Raw genomic sequence first — 17,010 nt, forward strand, 5'->3', positions numbered from 1 at the left:
CGGTTTACGCTTTTTTGTTAGTTTAGCTGACCAATCATCAACTTCATGAAAAAAATAATCCTTCCTGCTTTAGTTCTTTTTACTACGTTACCCGCCTTCGCCCAAACGGTTATTGTCAACCGTGACACGCAAATTGCTGATCTTATTGCCCAGGTTTCTGCCGATAGCTTGCGGGCACACATCAACGGATTAGTTAGTTTTGGCACACGTCATACATTGAGTGTACCCGCCGATGCGAAAGCCTCGGTTGGAACAAAAGGACTTGGGGCGGCCCGGCAATGGATTCTGGGGAAGTTCAATCAATATGCGAAGCAGTCGGGTGGGCGCCTGACGGCTACCCTCGATACCTGGACGCTTCAGCCCGACGGTCGACGGGTGGACAAGCCTGCTAACATGGGCAACGTAATGGCCACGCTCAAAGGCACTGATCCAGCCGATGACCGTATTTTTATTGTACAGGGACACATGGATAGCCGGGTCACGAACGTGATGAACCGCGAATCGGATGCGCCCGGCGCGAATGACGATGGCTCCGGTACAGCCGCTGTGATTGAACTCTGCCGGGTGATGAGTAAGGCGTCATTTCCGGCTACAGTTATATTCGTTACGTTGACGGGTGAAGAACAGGGGTTACTGGGAGCAGAGCATCTTTCTGAACGAGCCGTTAAGGAAAAATGGAATGTGGAAGCTGTACTGAACAATGACATTATGGGAAGCAACAACAGCAGCGATACCCGCATCATTGATAACACCCGGCTCCGTGTTTTCAGCGAAGGGCTGCCTAGCGTTCTGCTTAAAGACACAACCGGACGCATTGGCCAAATTCAGCGGTTTGGCAACGAAAATGACGGAAAGGCCCGTACCCTGGCCCGCTACCTGAAAGAAGTTGGCGAACGCTACGTCGAAAATCTGGACGTGGTGATGGTGTATCGCAATGACCGTTATCTGCGCGGGGGCGACCATACACCTTATGTGCAACGTGGTTTTGCGGCCGTTCGCCTGACCGAAATGAACGAGAACTACGAACACCAGCACCAGGATTTACGGACGCAGGACGGCATTGAATATGGTGACTATCCTAAGTTCATGGACTTCGAGTATCTGCGCAAAAACACGGCTGTTAACTTGGCTACGTTAGCCAATCTGGCGAAATCCCCCACTGTGCCACAGCAGGTTACGGTAGATGTTCGGAACCTGACTAATTCAACTGTACTGTATTGGCAGGCTCCCAAAGTCGGCAAAGTGAAGGGTTACTACGTATTGATGCGCGAAACCTATTGGCCATTCTGGCAGAAAAAATTCTTTACCACCAAGCTGGGCATGACGCTGCCTTACTCGAAAGACAATTATTATTTTGCGGTGCAGGCCGTCAGCGAGGACGGTAACGAGGGTTTGCCCGTGTTGCCAGTACCCAATTTGCGGTAATGTTCAGGTCGAGCTATAATGGATGGACATACTTTTTGAAAATCTAGACCGAGTGGGGTAGGCCTCGCTTTAGAAAATCGGCGTAAAAATTCGGAATAGCACTATTGTAAATTTTCTCAATTGTCTGTTCGATCGGGTAGCTGACTTTAATCAGTTCGTATGTAATTGAATCGTCGTTGAAAACTTCCTGCTCTCCGGCTATGGTTATGACGAGATAGGTTGCCAGCACGTCGGCTTCTTTGGAGCGCCCGACTGATCCACAGTTGATCGCGGTAGGAGTTACGCCGTTGCGCGACGTATTGGTGTTATCGAAAATCGGCCGGATATAGGAGTAGTGAGTGTGCCCCATAATCAGGACATCCGCTTTCTTCTCCGCCATCATCGTCAATACGTCGTTCGGGTCATGATCCTCATAAATATACTCGTTAATGGCTCGTGTGCTAGCATGAACCAGCAGCATATTAACGGGCTGACCAGCAACGCTAAACGATACTTGAAGCTGACGGGGAAGGCTGGCTAGAAAAGCTTTGTTCTCTGCTGAAATAGCTTGTCGGGTGTAGTCAATGGCGGTAAATCGGGCTTCCGTTTCCTGCGCATTATGTTTCTTTAGCGGAATAACAGACTGATCGAAGGCAATGCGCTCATCATGATTTCCCATTAGTGTAGCAATTCGCTGCTGCCTGATCAGATCAATGACTTCATTCGGCCAGGGTGCGAAATCCACCAAATCGCCTAAGCAATAAATCTGATCTACGTTGCGGGTGTCGATATCGGCTAAAACAGCCTCGAGGGCAGGAAGATTGGCATGAATATCACTGATGACGGCGATGGTTAACATAGAAACGACAAAATAGAGGGGCGACAAAAGCAATACGTTGAGTACTGACTACGTCTATTCTACAAAATTTGCAGGTTAATAGCTCCGTAAGAGAGGTTCCATTTTTCAAGCTCCGGAAGGCCCAAAACGCTCGGTACGGATATTGGCAGGTGAGAATCCCATATCCGCTAATGTATTAGCTACAGTCTCAACCAGGGCGGTTGGCCCACAAACGTAGCAATTTGGCGGGGTTTCAAACCGGCCCACTACGTCGGTCAGCATCGCGTGATCAACCCGGCGTTTATAGCCAGTCCAGCCAGTTGGTGCCTGACGCGTGAAGGTGAAAACCAGCCTAAAATGATTATCCTTCCTGGCTAATAGCTCCAGTTCCTTTCGATAAATGGCATCTTCGGGTGTGCGAACGCTGAACAGCAACGTAGTCGGATTGGTGGCGCCGATGTTCGCCCGATGACGTAGCATCGCCATGAGCGGCACAATGCCGGAACCACCGCCAATCAGTAGGAGAGGAGTGTTCGCCATTGTATCCTTCCAGACAAAATAACCGCCGATGGGTCCTCGTACTTCCAGCGGGTCGCCAACGGCAATACCATCAAACAAATACGAAGAGACTTCGCCATCCTCAATTACCTCGATAGTCAGGGCAATTTCGCCGGTTTGTTCGGGTGGCGACGCAATCGAATAGCTACGCTCTGCCTGATACCCATCTTCGGCGGTTAGGCGGAGATCGTAGTGCTGACCGGGCAGATGTGGTATCCACTGGGGCAGGTGCAGCGTAAGCGTTTTTACACGGGGGGTTTCCTGCACGATGGACGTTACCTGCGCAATCTGCCACTGAGTTTTTTCCATATACCTCTCAGTCGTCGCTGCGGTAACGTTGCTCCTTCCAGGGATCACCATACATGCTGTAACCGCCACGTTCCCAGAAGCCTGGCTTGTCGGACTCCATAAAGCGTAATCCCTTGATCCACTTGGCACTTTTCCAGAAATAAAGATGCGGCACGACCAATCGGGCGGGGCCGCCATGTTCAGGGGCCAACGGTTGACCTTCGAAACGAAGTCCAACAAACGCTTTACCGTTGCGCAGGTCGGCGAGGGGGATATTGGTCGTGTAATCGCCGTAAGAATACGCCATTACGTATTGAGCTTCGGGTTTCACGTTGGCGTGTTCGAGCAACGTATCAATTCTTACACCTTCCCAATGGGTGTCTAACTTCGACCACTTCGTAACACAATGAATGTCGTTGGTGAAGGTCTGTAGGGGGAGGGCGTTAAATTGATCCCAGGTGAACTGGATTGGCGTTTCGACCAGCCCTTCCAGCGCAAAGGTCCAGGTTGCCAGCGGAATACGTGGGGTTGGTCCGGCCGTGAGCACCGGAAAGTCACGTGTCTCATATTGTCCAGGAGGAATCCGTCCGCTGGGAGCCGATTCGCGCTTCCGTCCAAATCCTTTATTGAAGAATCCAGCCATGATGAGTAGAAGTTGTCTTGTCTACAAGATAGGCAGTCTGACAGGTAGAACCAACACTACTATTAAATTAGAGCGCAAAATAGTCTAAATCAGGCCAGTAATGGATGTAGATTCTTGGCTAGCTTTCAAGTGGTTCGTAGAAAACCAGCCGATTTTGCAGTCGGGTGATCTGGCACTGTAATTGTTCCAGCCGTTCCAGTAGATCGTCTACTACGTCCAGGTCTTCCGGATGAATCGACAGATCCTGATGTAATCGAACAAATTTCTCCAGGCGGGGCAGTTCTTCCGGTTGGACATAGACTGATTGCTCAATCAAAATGGTGTCAACAAGGCCTTGCTGCTCCAGCGTTTGGACAAACGCGATCTCGATGTGGTGATGCACACAAAATTCGCTGACGGAGATGAGTTGGTTGGGGTGCATATGGTTTTTGGGTTTTCTGTAAACCAATTACAGGCTGGCTATTTTTCGGAATAGGTCTTTTTGTTCGTTGGTCAGATTCGTTGGAAGTTTTATTTGCCACTGCACATACAGGTCGCCGAAGGAACCGTCCTGTTTATAAACGGGAAATCCTTTGCCTCTTAGTCGCACTGTCGTACCGTTCTGCGTTTCGGGCGGTACGGTCAGCTTCACTTTTCCATCCAGCGTTTCGATTATTTTTTCGCCACCTAACAAAGCCGTATACAAATCAATTTCCTCATCAACGTATAGATCGTTACCTTTTCGTTTGTAGCGGCTGTCGTCGGCAATCACGAAGGTAATGAACAGGTCACCAGCGGGACCTCCGTTTACACCGGGTGCGCCGTATCCTGCCAGCTTAATTTTTTGTCCATTTTCAATACCGGCCGGGACGGTAATGCGGATATTCTTTTCATTAACCGTCAGGGTTTGTTTGTGCGTGGTGTAGGCATCTCGCAGATTCAGGTGTAATTCGGCCTGATAATCCTGTCCCCTGAACGTATTACGTTGTCGGCCTCCTCCAAAACCACCTTCCTGCCCGAACATCGACGATAGGAAATCTGAGAAATCGGCCCCGCCGAAGCCATCCGAAAAATCATAATCTCCAGTGTTCTCCGCTGAATATTGCTGGCGTTGCTGACTCTGTTGTCGTCGGGCCTGCTCGAACTGTTCGGCGTGTTGCCAGTCTTTGCCGTATTGGTCGTATTTCTTGCGATTCTCAGCATTCCCCAATACCTCATTGGCTTCGTTGATTTGCTGGAATTTTTTGTTGGCTTCCGGATCGTTTGGATTCAGGTCCGGGTGATGTTTCCGGGCCAGTTTCCGATACGCTTTTTTTATGTCTTCGTCCGACGCCGTTTTCGGTATGCCCAGGATGCTGTAGTAGTCGATAAAGTCCATTTTGTTAGAGGGCGGGATGTAAATTGTTGCTACGTCTATAAACTCAGAAGCAGCGGGGAAGGTTGCGCGGAGCAAATTTCTATTATAACCAGGTGCATATTGACTAACGAAATACCGGATTTTAATGAAGTCTGGTGCGCTCCCTAACTCACCTAAATTTAGTCAAATTGTATTATTGTCCTGAAAATTAGTCCTCCAAAGTCAGATAATCCAAAAATATAGAATTATTAGAAAAATACAAATTATACTCATTTTATATGGACTTGTTGTACTTTTTTAATAATCAGCCTAATTTGCCGCTATTTTATTGTCTTTTTAGATGAATATTTCATGTTTAGAAGGTTTAAGAGGCCTCGCCTATTGCACTGGATGGCCTTTCCTACTCACCTTTGTCACGGAAAAATATAAAATCCATATCCAATGAAACAGTTCCGTTTATCAATCGCTATCCTACTTTCAGTATGGAGTCTGGCAGGCACAGGAGTGGCCAACGCCGACAATGGTTTAGTCGCAAACGGGGTGAGTGTTGAGAAGTCCGAGCAAAAGAAAGTACGTCTTTATACAAAATTAGGAGAGTCTGTTGACGTGGCCATTATCGACGCCGACGGCCACATCCTTTACAGTGGAGTTGTTGCTAAAAACGACGCCAAAGCGACTTCATTCAACCTGAAAGGCCTGCCCGATGGTCAGTATTATTTGACAGCCAGCAACGATACGTACTGGATGTCGCAGGGGCTGACCATTAAAGGAAACGCGCTTATTATTGAAGATCGTAACCAACAGTTATTAGCGCAGCCAACGTTGACCGCCTACGAGAAAAATAAGTTTGAGGTCAATCTGCCAACGAAAAACGTGGAGGAAGCTAGTGTCGCCATTTACGACGCTCAGAACGTTCTGGTACAAACTGACGCTTTCAAAGGTTCGGTTCGCCGGTTCGATCTATCGGGCTTGCCAGACGGTGCCTACACCTTTATTGTTGGCCCAAATCAGAAGCAATTTACATCGAGCATTAGCATTAAGCACTAAGCGGCTAGTTTGCGTAGATGGCCTTCGGGCAAATTCATTCACTACATAATCTCAATGCGGCTAGCCTTTTCGGACAAGTCTGGTCGCTCACCCAAGTTGCCGCCCGTTGCATTCTCAGGAATGCAACGGGTATTTTTTTGCCTGTTAAAGCTCACGTTTTTAGCAGACAATGCCTACCTTTGAGCCCTCAAAATGGGTGAAAGGTCAACGGTACGCTGTAGAGGTTTCACTTTTGCCTGGCTGGTCCGAACAGCCAGGCTTTTTTTATGCATCTGAAGTTTCTTGGAAGCAAATGTGGATAATCAACGGGAGTTAGTCGAATATTTAATGAGTATACCATCATTTCTATACTACAAAATCTGCGCTTTTGTAAATGCGGATTCCTGTATCTTGCTCCTTGAAACAACTAAACCCATGAAAAAAAACTTTCTATCACTTCTTTTTCTCTTAGCTACTTTTTCTACCTACGCCCAAACGGCCAAAACGGGTACGTTAGCGGACGTTGCTTTTATGGAAGGCCGCTGGCTGGGTACTTTTAACGGTGGACCCATTGAAGCATCCTGGATTGCACCCGTTGGCGACAACCTCACGGGCTTCATGCGGATGATGAAAGACAACAAAGTCTCGATGTATGAAATGCTGATCTTTGAGCAAACCGAACAAGGCCCGATCGTACTGGTCAAGCATTTTAAGCCCGGTTTGATTGGACAGGAAGAGAAAGATAAATCGGATCGCTACAAGTTTATCGAAGCCAGCAAAGACAAGGCACTGTTTGAGAAAGAAGACGGCTCCATTCGGATTATCTATGAGAAACGCTCAGCCGATCAATTAGCTATTCAGCGTGGCCAACAAAAAGATGGTCGGTGGGCATTTAGCGACCTGTTTGTGTTCAATCGCGTTCGGTAAACGTAACACATCATAAACTTAGTTACGCTCAAACGAATAGGTTTCGCCGGGTTGTAAGATTGACAGTGGTCCTTCGAAGCCTTTTTCCGAGATCGTATAGACAGTATTCTCAAAAAAGACTTCGGCAATCCACGGCTCAAACCGAAACTCGAAGTAGTTGTGCGCTTTGTCGGTAGGGGTAAAGACCGAATAGCGATCGGGGCAAAGTTGAAACCGTATCGACATGGCTTCAACAGGCTGTTTGGGGAAATAAGCTTTCCCGTCTTCGTCAGTGATATCCCGCAGAATGTCGTTGCCATTTTTGATCGAGCAGTCTACGTAACGTATCAGTTGCTTGTTCGGATCGACAATACGGAACGTAATGCTGTCACCCGGAACGGTTTTGCTGGTAACGAGCGCAAAATCTTTTGGAGGGCGGGCTTTGCTGGATAAGATAAGCTGATTACCCTGCTTTTTCCAAGTACCGTGCCCTGCTCGGTCGAGTGCGCCGTACGAAAAGAAAAACTCAAACGTAGAATCGGCATTGAGTTTAAGGCCCGAACCAACTTCACGGACACCTGTCAGGTAATATTCTCCAACCATTGTTTTTTCAGCTTTCTGCGCGACTGATTGATCCGCTATCAGGCAGACTATCAACCAGATGGCTAATGAACGAATAAGAAACATATAGCATCAATTTGGGCTGAAAGCTACAATGTACATTCGTCAACGAAGAACCTGACTTACTAACTGGAGGGGACGAGTTAACAAACAGGGAAAAGCAACCATCAGTTTACATTCCCCTGTTTGCTACGTTCGGGTTACTTGCCGGTGCTGAGTTTCGACGCCTTTGCTTCGGTTAATTCCTTCAATAACTCAGCTACGGCGGTATCTAGCTGACTATTTTTGTCGGTATAGCTTTCGCCAATTGGCCGCGACACGGCAATGTCTACCGGACGTGGCGCTAATTCCATATTCTTACCCGTATTATCGGTGATTTTGATGAATGGCAAACGTACGTTCGAACCATCGATGAGTTGCGCAGCCGATGTATAAATAATCCAGCCACCAGTTGGTTCACCAACAACTTTGCCTACTTTGAGCGTTCGGTAGCCTTCCGTGAAATCTTCGGCGTCTGACAGGGAATGCTGGTTTGTTACCAGAATAGTTGGTGTTTCCAGGGATCGCTGGCCCAATTGTGTGCGAGCCGGGGCCGACGGTAATCCGCGTGGGGTCATGGTCATGTAGCCTTTTCGGGTAAACACGTCCAGCGCGTAGGCATTCACAAAGCCACCGTTGTTGTTCCGAACATCAACCACGACGCCTTCACGAGCGTGATTGTCAGCATCCAAGTCAATGTTCAACTGAGCTAGCGATTCTGCCGACATGTCGAATAGATGCACGTAGCCGAGTCGCCCTTTACTAACTTTATTTACGTAGTCACGCTGTTGCTGCACCCATTGTTTGTAGAGCAATCCTTTTTCCGTGGCCAGATTGACAGGGCGTACCGTTACTTCCTGCGGGGGCGCGGTCGGCGACGACGCAATCATAAGCGATATGCGGTGGTTGATCTGGTTTTCAAGTAGTTGGTCAAGATTAGTTGCTGGGCTAATTTTTGTGCCATCTACAGCCAACAGGTAATCGCCCACGTTGATTGTGCCCGACAAAGCAGCCGGGCTTAACGCAATAACTTCGGTAATTTTTAGTTTGCCTGTGCTTTCGTATTCGGCCCGATCGAAGCGCAGACCAAGCCGCCCCGTAGTTGTTTGCACCGAACCCGCCGGGGCTGAAATGCCGGAGTGAGATGCATTCAGTTCGCCCAGCATCAGGCTAATGAGCCGACGGAGTTCGTCGGGCGTGCGGGCACCCGCTGCCAGCGGCTCGTAACTGGCTCGAATGGCTTTCCAATCTGTGCCGTGGAAAGTCGAATCATAAAATCCTTTATTTTGAATATCCCAGGCCTGCCGGAACACCTGTATTTTTTCGTCGCCGAAATCAACGTCCATTTCGGCCGTGATAGCCAGGGCTTTCGGTTCGCGTTTGTCTAACGTAATGGATTGAATTTTTCCCTGTTCCAAGTAAAAAACCTCTTTGCCGTCGGGCGAAAACTGGGCACCGCTCTTACTCCCAGGGGTTGAAGTCAACTGTCTGGCTACGGATTGTTCGCGGCCTAATTCATCGAGCGAATACGTGTACAGATTCTGCTGACCCGCTACAGTAGCAATTAGCAGTAGCGTTTTGCCGTCTTTGCTGATTGACTGCGCATCAACATCGACACCCACCGGCAATAGGCTCAGTCGTTGACGAATGTCGTCAAAAACGATTTTTGTGGCTCCACTACGTCCCAATTTGGCGGTTGTATCGCCCAGGGCGCTGGTATCACGCGTCGCCGTTTTTGTGGTGGTGGATGTGGTTGGCGCTGGTTTCAGCGTTTTGGGGATTTCTTCGTTGAATAAATCCCGGAACTGATCTTCCCGGAACTTGGGCGCTCGGGGAACCAGGTCAATGCGGGCGACCTGGGATGTTTCGGTACGTTGGTTGGTAGTGAATAAAATGTACTTTCCGTCGGGGCTCCAACTCAAATTTCCTCCGAACGTATTGGCCAGAAAACTAACGGGTTTGCTCTCTCCACCCGCAGCAGGCACCACCGAAACATTCCGAAATGTTTTGGCTCCGTAGGACGCAAAGGCAATCCATTTTCCATCCGGTGACCAGACGACCGAACCGTTTGTGGCAAACGGCGGACGGCCTAAATACCCTTTTTTGAGGAGTTTTTCTTTCTTCGATGCAAGGTCCAGTACACGCAGCTCCTGACCATTCCGAACGAACGCCAGCAATTTTCCATCGGGTGAGAATACGGGTGACCCATCATCCTGGGCATCGTCGGTCAGCTTAGTTTCATCACGAGTGGCAAAGTCGTAGCGATACAGATGTGCGACGCCATCCCGCGTTGATACGTATACAAGGCTTCGACTGTTGGCAGCCCAAACTGGTTGCGATTCATTGGCCGCGCTCGAACTGACTCGTGTGGCCTCACCTCCATCTTTTGACGATGCGGCAAATACGTCTCCATGCGCAATGAACGCAACTTTTTTTCCATCTGGCGACAACGTCATCTCGCGGAATTGATTCGTTAATTTCAAATGCTCAGCGGCCGGACTGGCAGCAACGCCACGGAGCCGAACTGAAATAGGAGATGCCTGACGACTGGCAATGTCATATTTCCAGAGGCCGAAATCACGTTCAAATACGATGGCCTTGCCGTCATAACTAATCGATGGCCACAACACTCGCCCGTTAGAGAACGTAGTAAGCATGGCCGGTTTACCACCGAGTGGCTGTGACCACAAATTTTGTGTCTGGTTCCGATCCGATACGTAGTAAAGCGTTTTTCCATCCTGACTCCACATTGGCCAAAGCTCCTTCGCTCCACTCTCAGTAATACGTTCGTAAGATGAATTCCCCTTTTTCGCATCAAGATGATACAGCCAGATTTCGGCCTCGTCGAGGTGACTTCGTCCTTTTCGCCACCACTGGTTAGAGGCAATGCCACGAGCCGAAAAAGCGAGTGTTTTGCCATCGGGCGCGGGCATTCCATAAAACTCATTCGCGTAGCGGTCGGCGGTGACGGCCATGGGCGTCCCACCCGTGACGGCTACCCGGTAGATGTCATTCATGCCCGAAATATCCCGGCTGGTCGACTGAAAATAGACCATTTTGCCATCCCGCGACCAGCCGTTCAATACTTCGCCACCATCGTCGTAGGTAAGCCGTTTGATCGCCCCTGTTTCCAGAGTAAGCAGGTAAATGTCGCCATTGCCCGTGCGGGAGGAGGCAAAGGCCAGGTATTTGCCATCTGGCGAGTAGAGCGGCCGTGATTCATTATCAGGATGCGAAACCAGTAACCGGGCTTCTCCGCCAGCCGTTGGCACGGTCCAGATGTCACCCCCCGACACAAATGCCACCTCGGTACCATCGGGCGAAAGGCTTGGTTCGGCAAAGGCGAATTTAGGCGTGGGCGATGCTGGCTGAGACTGTCCCTGCGATGGGAAAGCCAGAGTAAGAAGTAGGAAAGTACGTAGCAATACGGCTGTTGTTGATGTGTGCATTTGGTTGTGTCGAGGATTTATTTCAAATCGATTGCTGTTGCTTAGACACCTAAATTTAGGCATTATTTTCACTACATACTGCTCAATCATGGCTCCATCTCCATACATAATTCCTGCTGAAACGCGCATAGGCCATATTCACCTTAAAGTCGCTGATCTTGACCGGGCACTGGCCTTCTATCGAGATTTGCTGGGTTTTTCGCTGATCACCATGTATGGCAAGGAAGCCGCTTTTGTTTCAGCTGGAGGCTACCATCATCACATCGGCCTGAATACGTGGTATAGCAAAGACGCACCACCAGCTCCTACGCGGGCTGCGGGCTTGTTTCATACCGCCATTCTATACCCTACCCGCCGTGATCTGGCGGTGGCGTTAAAGCGACTCGTCGATGCGAAATACCCCATTACAGGCGCATCAGATCATGGTGTTTCGGAGGCTATTTACTTAAATGATCCTGACCATAACGGGGTTGAGCTTTACTGGGATCGGCCGAAGGAAGAATGGCCCCACAAACCGGATGGCTCAATCGAAATGTACACGCATCCCCTGGATCTGGAAGGGCTGCTGAGGGAGATATAAGCTCTTATGGAATTTTATCACCGGGTCAATACCTGCGACAAAATCAATTTTCTTCGACAATCTTCACACCCCAGGGTGCCAAAGACAACTGTTGATCCTTGCTTACGGATTCATTGCCTAGTAGCTCTTTACCAGCGGAATATGGGTATTTAATGGAGTTGGCTGTCGAGGAATAATTAAAGTAGTAATGAATGGCTTTCCCTTGCTGGTTAGTCCCAGACCGGGTAATGAGGGGAAACGTCAGTTGCTGATCCGGACCTTCCAGACCCGCTTTTTTAATCACATCGGCCAGAATTTTACCTGTCAGTACGGGCGATGTCCAGCATCCGATGTACGTAGCAACACCTTTGCCAAACTGATTTTGCGTAATGGCGGCATATTTTCCCCAAACGGGATGGTCGTAATAGGCCATTACTTTAGCGGTAGTAGGCGTAATTAACTCCATCCAAGTCGTTATCTGATTGTTATCTTTCCCCACCTGATAAGGATCGCCTGTCAACGAAACATGCTGTGGGATTGTAAACTGATCATAAGAAATGCCACAAGCTTCGCTGATGATACCTGGCTGGCGGATGCTTCTTACCTGCACATCCTGATTGGAGAAGCCACTTTTGAAGGTGTAGACGATATGGCCACCATTTTTTACAAATTGATTTAGCCGCACTAACAGGCTATCAGGAGCTGCGTAAAGCACGGGAACAACCAACACTTTGTAGCTCTCAAGCGATGTGCTCGGTGGGTCAACAAAGTCGACGCCCACGTTCATTCGGTACAAAGCGTCATACATCGGGCGTAAAACGTCATTGTAGTTTTCCCTGGCACCCCAGCCAAAACTAAAAGCATTAAATCCGGTCAGCGCTTCGTTGCTAAATAGGATAGCGACCGAATTTTTCTTTTTCAGATTAACCAGTTTGGGGCTTAGTCTGGCGAAATCCTGGCCGATGGTTTTGGCTTCATTGTAGGTAGGATTTGGCTCAAAATCATGGCTTAATAGACCTTTCCAATACGTCTCGGCTGAATTATGGATAGAATGCCAATGCCAGTATTCAAGCATATCGGCACCGGAAGCCAGATGACTGAAGGCTTGTAGCCGCAACTGTCCTGGATAGGGCACCCACTGCGGGAAACCCTGAGCCTCAGTCTCCAGCACCAGGTAATTTTTCCCTGGTTTCATAGAGCGCGTTACGTCGCCACCGAAGGCAATTTCCGTACCCGTAAGCTGGTCCTGAGTGGGATGATAAATGTCAATCCCGGCAATGTCCATTGCTTTCGCTGCGGCAAAATGATCAACATCCGGTTGAATGCCGTAGGAATAACCGCGCCATTCCAGATCGAAGTTTTGGGTGACAAATTGGCCTGATTTTTTATAACTTTTTACCAGCGTCGCTTGCCAGGCGAGGTAATCGGTTACCAGTTTTCGCTGAAATTTGGCGAATTCGGCCCGTAGGCTGGCGTTGATGCTTCCAACTGTCGAGGGGAAATCTTCCCAGCTATTGATCCGATTGCTCCAGTAATCCAAGCCATATGCCTTGTTGATCGCGTCCAGCGTTTTGTATTTATCTTTCATATACTGAACAAAAAGCTGTTGAACGTTAGGCCCCGTTGTGTTGTAAGATTTCGTCTCGTTATCAACCTGATAGCCAATGATAGCTGGGTGGTTTTTTACGTGATCCATGATCTTACGAATGACACGCTCGGCATGGAACCTAAAGTGCGTGTTCGTAATATCCATGTTCTGACGGGCACCGTATTGATTTCGTCCCTGTGGCGTAGTGGCCAGCACATCGGGGTATTTTCTAACCAGCCAGGTCGGAACCGCGTAGGTAGGCGTGCCAATAATGACGCTGATGTTTGCCTTATGCATCGCATTGAGCACGCGGTCGATATGCGAAAAATCAAGCACGTTATCCTGTGGCTCTACGGTACTCCAGGTCGATTCGGCAATACGAACGACGTTGATACCGGCCTCTTTCATCATCTGAATATCTTTGTCCAGGCGCTCGTAGGGCATGTATTCGTCGTAATAAGCGACGCCAAACAAGAGCTTATCCAGCTTCGGTGACTGCGCGTAGCTTAGGATGGTAAGCCCAAAGAGAAATAGAGAAACCAAATGGGTAAATCTGGTCATTTTTTGCAGAGCGTATATAAGAGGTGGTAAACTAATTTTATAAAGTAGATCAGTTCAGATAGCTACGTATCAGCGATTTATATACGTGATTTGTCTTAGTTGCAAGGTACGTAGTAAACCACAGAATGGCAGACTTTACTATTTAAGGCTGCTAACCAGACTCTGAACCATCTCGCTAAAGAAAGCTTCTGTATGGGGGCCGAATCGATTTATTTCATGAATATCGTACGGATTCGGGTCCGCGTAATAAGATGTATCGGGTACAATTTGACCAATATTGCCGCCATTAAAGCTGGTTAGTACCAGATTGTTACGTCTGGATATCGGCATTGCCAATAACGTAGGAAGCAGCTTGTCAGAGACGGTACCGGGCGTCCCTACAAAAACAGTTTTGCCGATGCGTAGCGCTTTTAGCTCGGCGGGATAATCGCCGTACAAGGCTCTTGCCAGCCAGGGTTTCAGCCGCCAGTTTTTGGCAATACGTATCTGAGGATCGTTTTGGACAAGAAGCACTGTCTGGGCTACCAGTGTACTGTCTGTGTGTAGTGGTAGACTGACTAATGCAGGTGTGATACGTAGCACAAGGCTATCAATCGAGTCCTCTTTTAAATCGTTCGACGGATTTAGCTTCGCTTTAGGCTGGTCCATCGGTCCGGCCATAAACAACGCGAAGCTTCCTGTTCGCTGCTCTAATTTATCGGTCAGAATTCCATTCCCATCGCGACTTAAAGCAGTGGATATTGATGGAATACCTAAAAGTTGAAGACCTTCGGAAGAACAAATGACGGCTGATTCACCCGTGAGTTTACGGAGTTTCAGGAAGTGGATTTTTTTGCCTGGCGGGCTATTTTCTGCGAAAGTCTTTGGTCCTGCTGCATCCAAATTCAGTTGGCTGTATCCTATCTGAACGGCGGCCATATTCTTTTTTGCTTCGACAATAGCTTTTATAATAGCGTCTGTAAGTTGAGAAACAAGGCGTTCGTCGTACTCACCTGCCATCTTTTTGCCCATGTAATCGTTTGCCCAACCGCCCAGGCTATGGTGTGAATGAGTAGCGCCTAGGTAGATATTCTTCCAGGCCATACCAACCTTTGGCAGTTGTTGTTGTAGCGTCTGAGCTACCATCGGCGGCATCATGAGTAAATCAATGGTGACCATAGCGGCCAGTGTCGTTCCATTATCGAAAACAACCGCACGCGTATAAACCGAGTCGTGGACAGTTGTCCAGCTTTGGCTCGCTTCATTATTGGCAATCGGGGTTTTAAGGGCGGGGGTAATATTAACCTTTGCCCATCCTGCTTTTATCCCATACGCTGGGGGAGGAGTGGTCACGATCCAGGCAAATCGTTGGCGCGTATATCGATAGAATTTAGTGCTCTTATAGCTGCTTTTATCGACCAGCGTGAAACAAATGGCCAGAGTATTGATAACGATTAAGGCGAGTACAAATGCTATCGTTCGTTGTTTGGTGGAAACGTTCATTACATCTAATTAATAGGCTCTACTATCAGGGCTTTTGCAGAAAAATTTATATGATAGTAACGAAGCTAGCCTAAAAAGTTAGCGTTAATTGAATCCGCTACGTAGTCTAAGTCAAAAACTCTGAGGAGATAGTTATTGTTGACGCAAATCTGCGGGTAACTGGTTAATCGTCTGAACCTGAATGTTTCGGTAAAAAACCTCGGCGCCTTCTGACTGGATTTGGATTTTACCTTTCGTGAGCGGAACAACCTGACCATCGACCAGATGACGTGTATGCGTTAACATTAGATTGACTTTGCCGTTCATGACGTGCAGGCAGGTGTCGCCGAAGCAATAAAGCTCCAGTACATTCCATTGCCCGGATGGTTTTTCATTATCTGGACTTTTAAGGCACGATCGTCCAATCGGCGTCTTATCCTGAAACGTTATGGGCGTAGCGCCTGGCTGATACACATAAGTGCCTTTCTCATTTTTTTTGGCAGAGATATCCGCCAATACGTTCATAACACCCCAATAATCACCACAATCGCCCTCCTGAACCTGCAATTCGAATGACTCCATCCACAGCATCGGCGTACCATGCGGACCAACGCTGTGGTACAGCAATCCACTATCACGGGGGCGGTCAAGTTTGGGCGGCCACTTCTGGGTGCCCCACTTGAACTCCATGCGAAGGTGATAATTTCCAAACTCAGCCAGCGTATTGATACCGCCAAACGTCTCGCCCGAAATGCGTAGCGCTGGTTTTCCGTCCACCGTAACGACCGAAAAAACATGATTTGGATCGTTATTTAAACCGAGGGGGAGCGTCTTTTCATGCTGATTGTCTTTAGCGTAAGGCCGATCCAGATACGTCTCCCAGCCACCAAGATCCTTCCCATTAAATAAGGATTGCCAGCCGCCCGGCTTTTGGGACGACTGTGCCAGTGTAGACGTAACAATAAGTAAGCTGGCATAGCCGGATAAAAGGAGCAATTTCATACAGAAGATAGGTTCAGGGTAATAGAAATCGTAACCAGCTGTAAATCATGAATGCCATAACGGTGGGTTATGGCATTCATGGTTGGTTTATAATTCCTGTAGTTTTAAATTTTTCCAGCGGACTTTAATCCCACCGCCGTCGTGAATTTGCAGGGCTATTCCACCCTCACCCTTGCCAATCTTTTCGTCGTGAAGGTCGACCATCTGCGTGCCGTTAAGGTACGTCTGTATATGATCGCCCTCCGCCCGAATGCGGAGTTTATTCCACTCACCGGGCTTTAGAATATTTTCCTTTTCATCGGGAATCTGCACCAGCCAGTTCCGGCCATAGGACTCATAAATACCGCCCGTGTCATGGTTGGGGGGCGCTACTTCTACCTGCCAGCCACTGACTTTTGTACCATCTACGGTAGACCGGAAAAAGACACCGCTATTACCATTTGCTTCCTGTTTGAACTCAAGCGATAGATCGAAATTCTTGTAGAATTTTTCAGTACCCAGATAGCCGTACTTTTTGTCGGGACCACTTTCACAGACGAGTTCGCCATTTTCAACGTACCATTTTTCGGTACCATAAATCTTCCAGCCAGATAAGTCTTTCCCGTTGAAAAGATTGATTGTTTTAGTTGGCGCTATAAAGGCCAGCATACTTGACACGAGACAAATGGCAATGCAGTATTTCATTGAGTATAGAGATTGATTGTGAGCTGATTTGTTCTGGCAAATGAATT

Annotated in this window: 15 protein-coding genes; 4 read left to right on the forward strand and 11 right to left on the reverse strand. The window is 48.4% G+C overall.

What is annotated here, in order from left to right:
• Positions 1-45: 45 nt before the first annotated feature.
• Positions 46-1,425 (forward strand): M28 family metallopeptidase, encoded by a 1,380-nt coding sequence (locus ACYVEA_RS16040; protein WP_461114453.1) that lies wholly within the window; start codon positions 46-48, stop codon positions 1,423-1,425.
• Positions 1,426-1,468: 43 nt separating this feature from the next.
• Here ACYVEA_RS16040 and ACYVEA_RS16045 read toward each other — a convergent pair whose 3' ends face one another.
• The 5 genes from ACYVEA_RS16045 to ACYVEA_RS16065 form a co-directional block, all read right to left on the reverse strand.
• Entirely contained in the window at positions 1,469-2,263 is a 795-nt protein-coding gene (locus tag ACYVEA_RS16045; RefSeq protein WP_461114454.1) for a metallophosphoesterase family protein, read from the reverse strand.
• A 105-nt stretch (positions 2,264-2,368) separates the two neighbouring features.
• Positions 2,369-3,109 (reverse strand): ferredoxin reductase, encoded by a 741-nt coding sequence (locus tag ACYVEA_RS16050; protein WP_461114455.1) that lies wholly within the window; start codon positions 3,107-3,109, stop codon positions 2,369-2,371.
• Between the two features lie 7 nt (positions 3,110-3,116).
• Entirely contained in the window at positions 3,117-3,731 is a 615-nt protein-coding gene (locus ACYVEA_RS16055) for a sulfite oxidase-like oxidoreductase (RefSeq protein ID WP_461114456.1), read from the reverse strand.
• Positions 3,732-3,849: 118 nt separating this feature from the next.
• Positions 3,850-4,152: a chaperone modulator CbpM gene (locus ACYVEA_RS16060; protein ID WP_461114457.1), complete on the reverse strand. Its 303-nt coding sequence runs from the start codon at positions 4,150-4,152 to the stop codon at positions 3,850-3,852.
• A 27-nt stretch (positions 4,153-4,179) separates the two neighbouring features.
• Entirely contained in the window at positions 4,180-5,088 is a 909-nt protein-coding gene (locus ACYVEA_RS16065) for a DnaJ C-terminal domain-containing protein (RefSeq protein ID WP_461114458.1), read from the reverse strand.
• 420 nt (positions 5,089-5,508) lie between these two features.
• Between ACYVEA_RS16065 and ACYVEA_RS16070 the strand changes: the two genes are divergently transcribed.
• The gene (locus tag ACYVEA_RS16070) at positions 5,509-6,114 is read left to right on the forward strand and encodes a T9SS C-terminal target domain-containing protein (RefSeq protein ID WP_461114459.1); all 606 of its coding nucleotides are present in this window, start codon (positions 5,509-5,511) and stop codon (positions 6,112-6,114) included.
• A 414-nt stretch (positions 6,115-6,528) separates the two neighbouring features.
• A complete protein-coding gene (locus tag ACYVEA_RS16075) occupies positions 6,529-7,020 on the forward strand; it encodes a DUF6265 family protein (protein WP_461114460.1) in 492 nt (163 codons plus the stop codon).
• 18 nt (positions 7,021-7,038) lie between these two features.
• Here ACYVEA_RS16075 and ACYVEA_RS16080 read toward each other — a convergent pair whose 3' ends face one another.
• Complete coding sequence (locus ACYVEA_RS16080) at positions 7,039-7,686, reverse strand: hypothetical protein (protein ID WP_461114461.1); 648 nt, start codon at positions 7,684-7,686, stop codon at positions 7,039-7,041.
• Positions 7,687-7,820: 134 nt separating this feature from the next.
• Positions 7,821-11,108, reverse strand: coding sequence for a S41 family peptidase (locus tag ACYVEA_RS16085; RefSeq protein ID WP_461114462.1), 3,288 nt, complete (start codon positions 11,106-11,108; stop codon positions 7,821-7,823).
• 88 nt (positions 11,109-11,196) lie between these two features.
• On the opposite strand from ACYVEA_RS16085, the gene ACYVEA_RS16090 reads away from it, so the two are divergent.
• A complete protein-coding gene (locus ACYVEA_RS16090) occupies positions 11,197-11,688 on the forward strand; it encodes a VOC family protein (RefSeq protein WP_461114463.1) in 492 nt (163 codons plus the stop codon).
• Between the two features lie 43 nt (positions 11,689-11,731).
• On the opposite strand, the gene ACYVEA_RS16095 is transcribed toward ACYVEA_RS16090, so the two are convergent.
• The 4 genes from ACYVEA_RS16095 to ACYVEA_RS16110 all read right to left on the reverse strand — a co-directional run bounded on the left by ACYVEA_RS16095 (position 11,732) and on the right by ACYVEA_RS16110 (position 16,963).
• Positions 11,732-13,816, reverse strand: coding sequence for a beta-galactosidase (locus tag ACYVEA_RS16095; protein WP_461114464.1), 2,085 nt, complete (start codon positions 13,814-13,816; stop codon positions 11,732-11,734).
• A gap of 138 nt (positions 13,817-13,954) precedes the next feature.
• On the reverse strand, positions 13,955-15,298 hold the full coding sequence (locus ACYVEA_RS16100; RefSeq protein WP_461114465.1) for a neutral/alkaline non-lysosomal ceramidase N-terminal domain-containing protein: 1,344 nt from the start codon (positions 15,296-15,298) through the stop codon (positions 13,955-13,957).
• A gap of 132 nt (positions 15,299-15,430) precedes the next feature.
• Positions 15,431-16,279 (reverse strand): 3-keto-disaccharide hydrolase, encoded by an 849-nt coding sequence (locus ACYVEA_RS16105; RefSeq protein ID WP_461114466.1) that lies wholly within the window; start codon positions 16,277-16,279, stop codon positions 15,431-15,433.
• Between the two features lie 87 nt (positions 16,280-16,366).
• Positions 16,367-16,963, reverse strand: a complete 597-nt coding sequence (locus ACYVEA_RS16110; protein ID WP_461114467.1) for a 3-keto-disaccharide hydrolase — start codon at positions 16,961-16,963, stop codon at positions 16,367-16,369.
• Positions 16,964-17,010 lie beyond the last annotated feature (47 nt).

The organism is Spirosoma jeollabukense, from assembly GCF_054777855.1.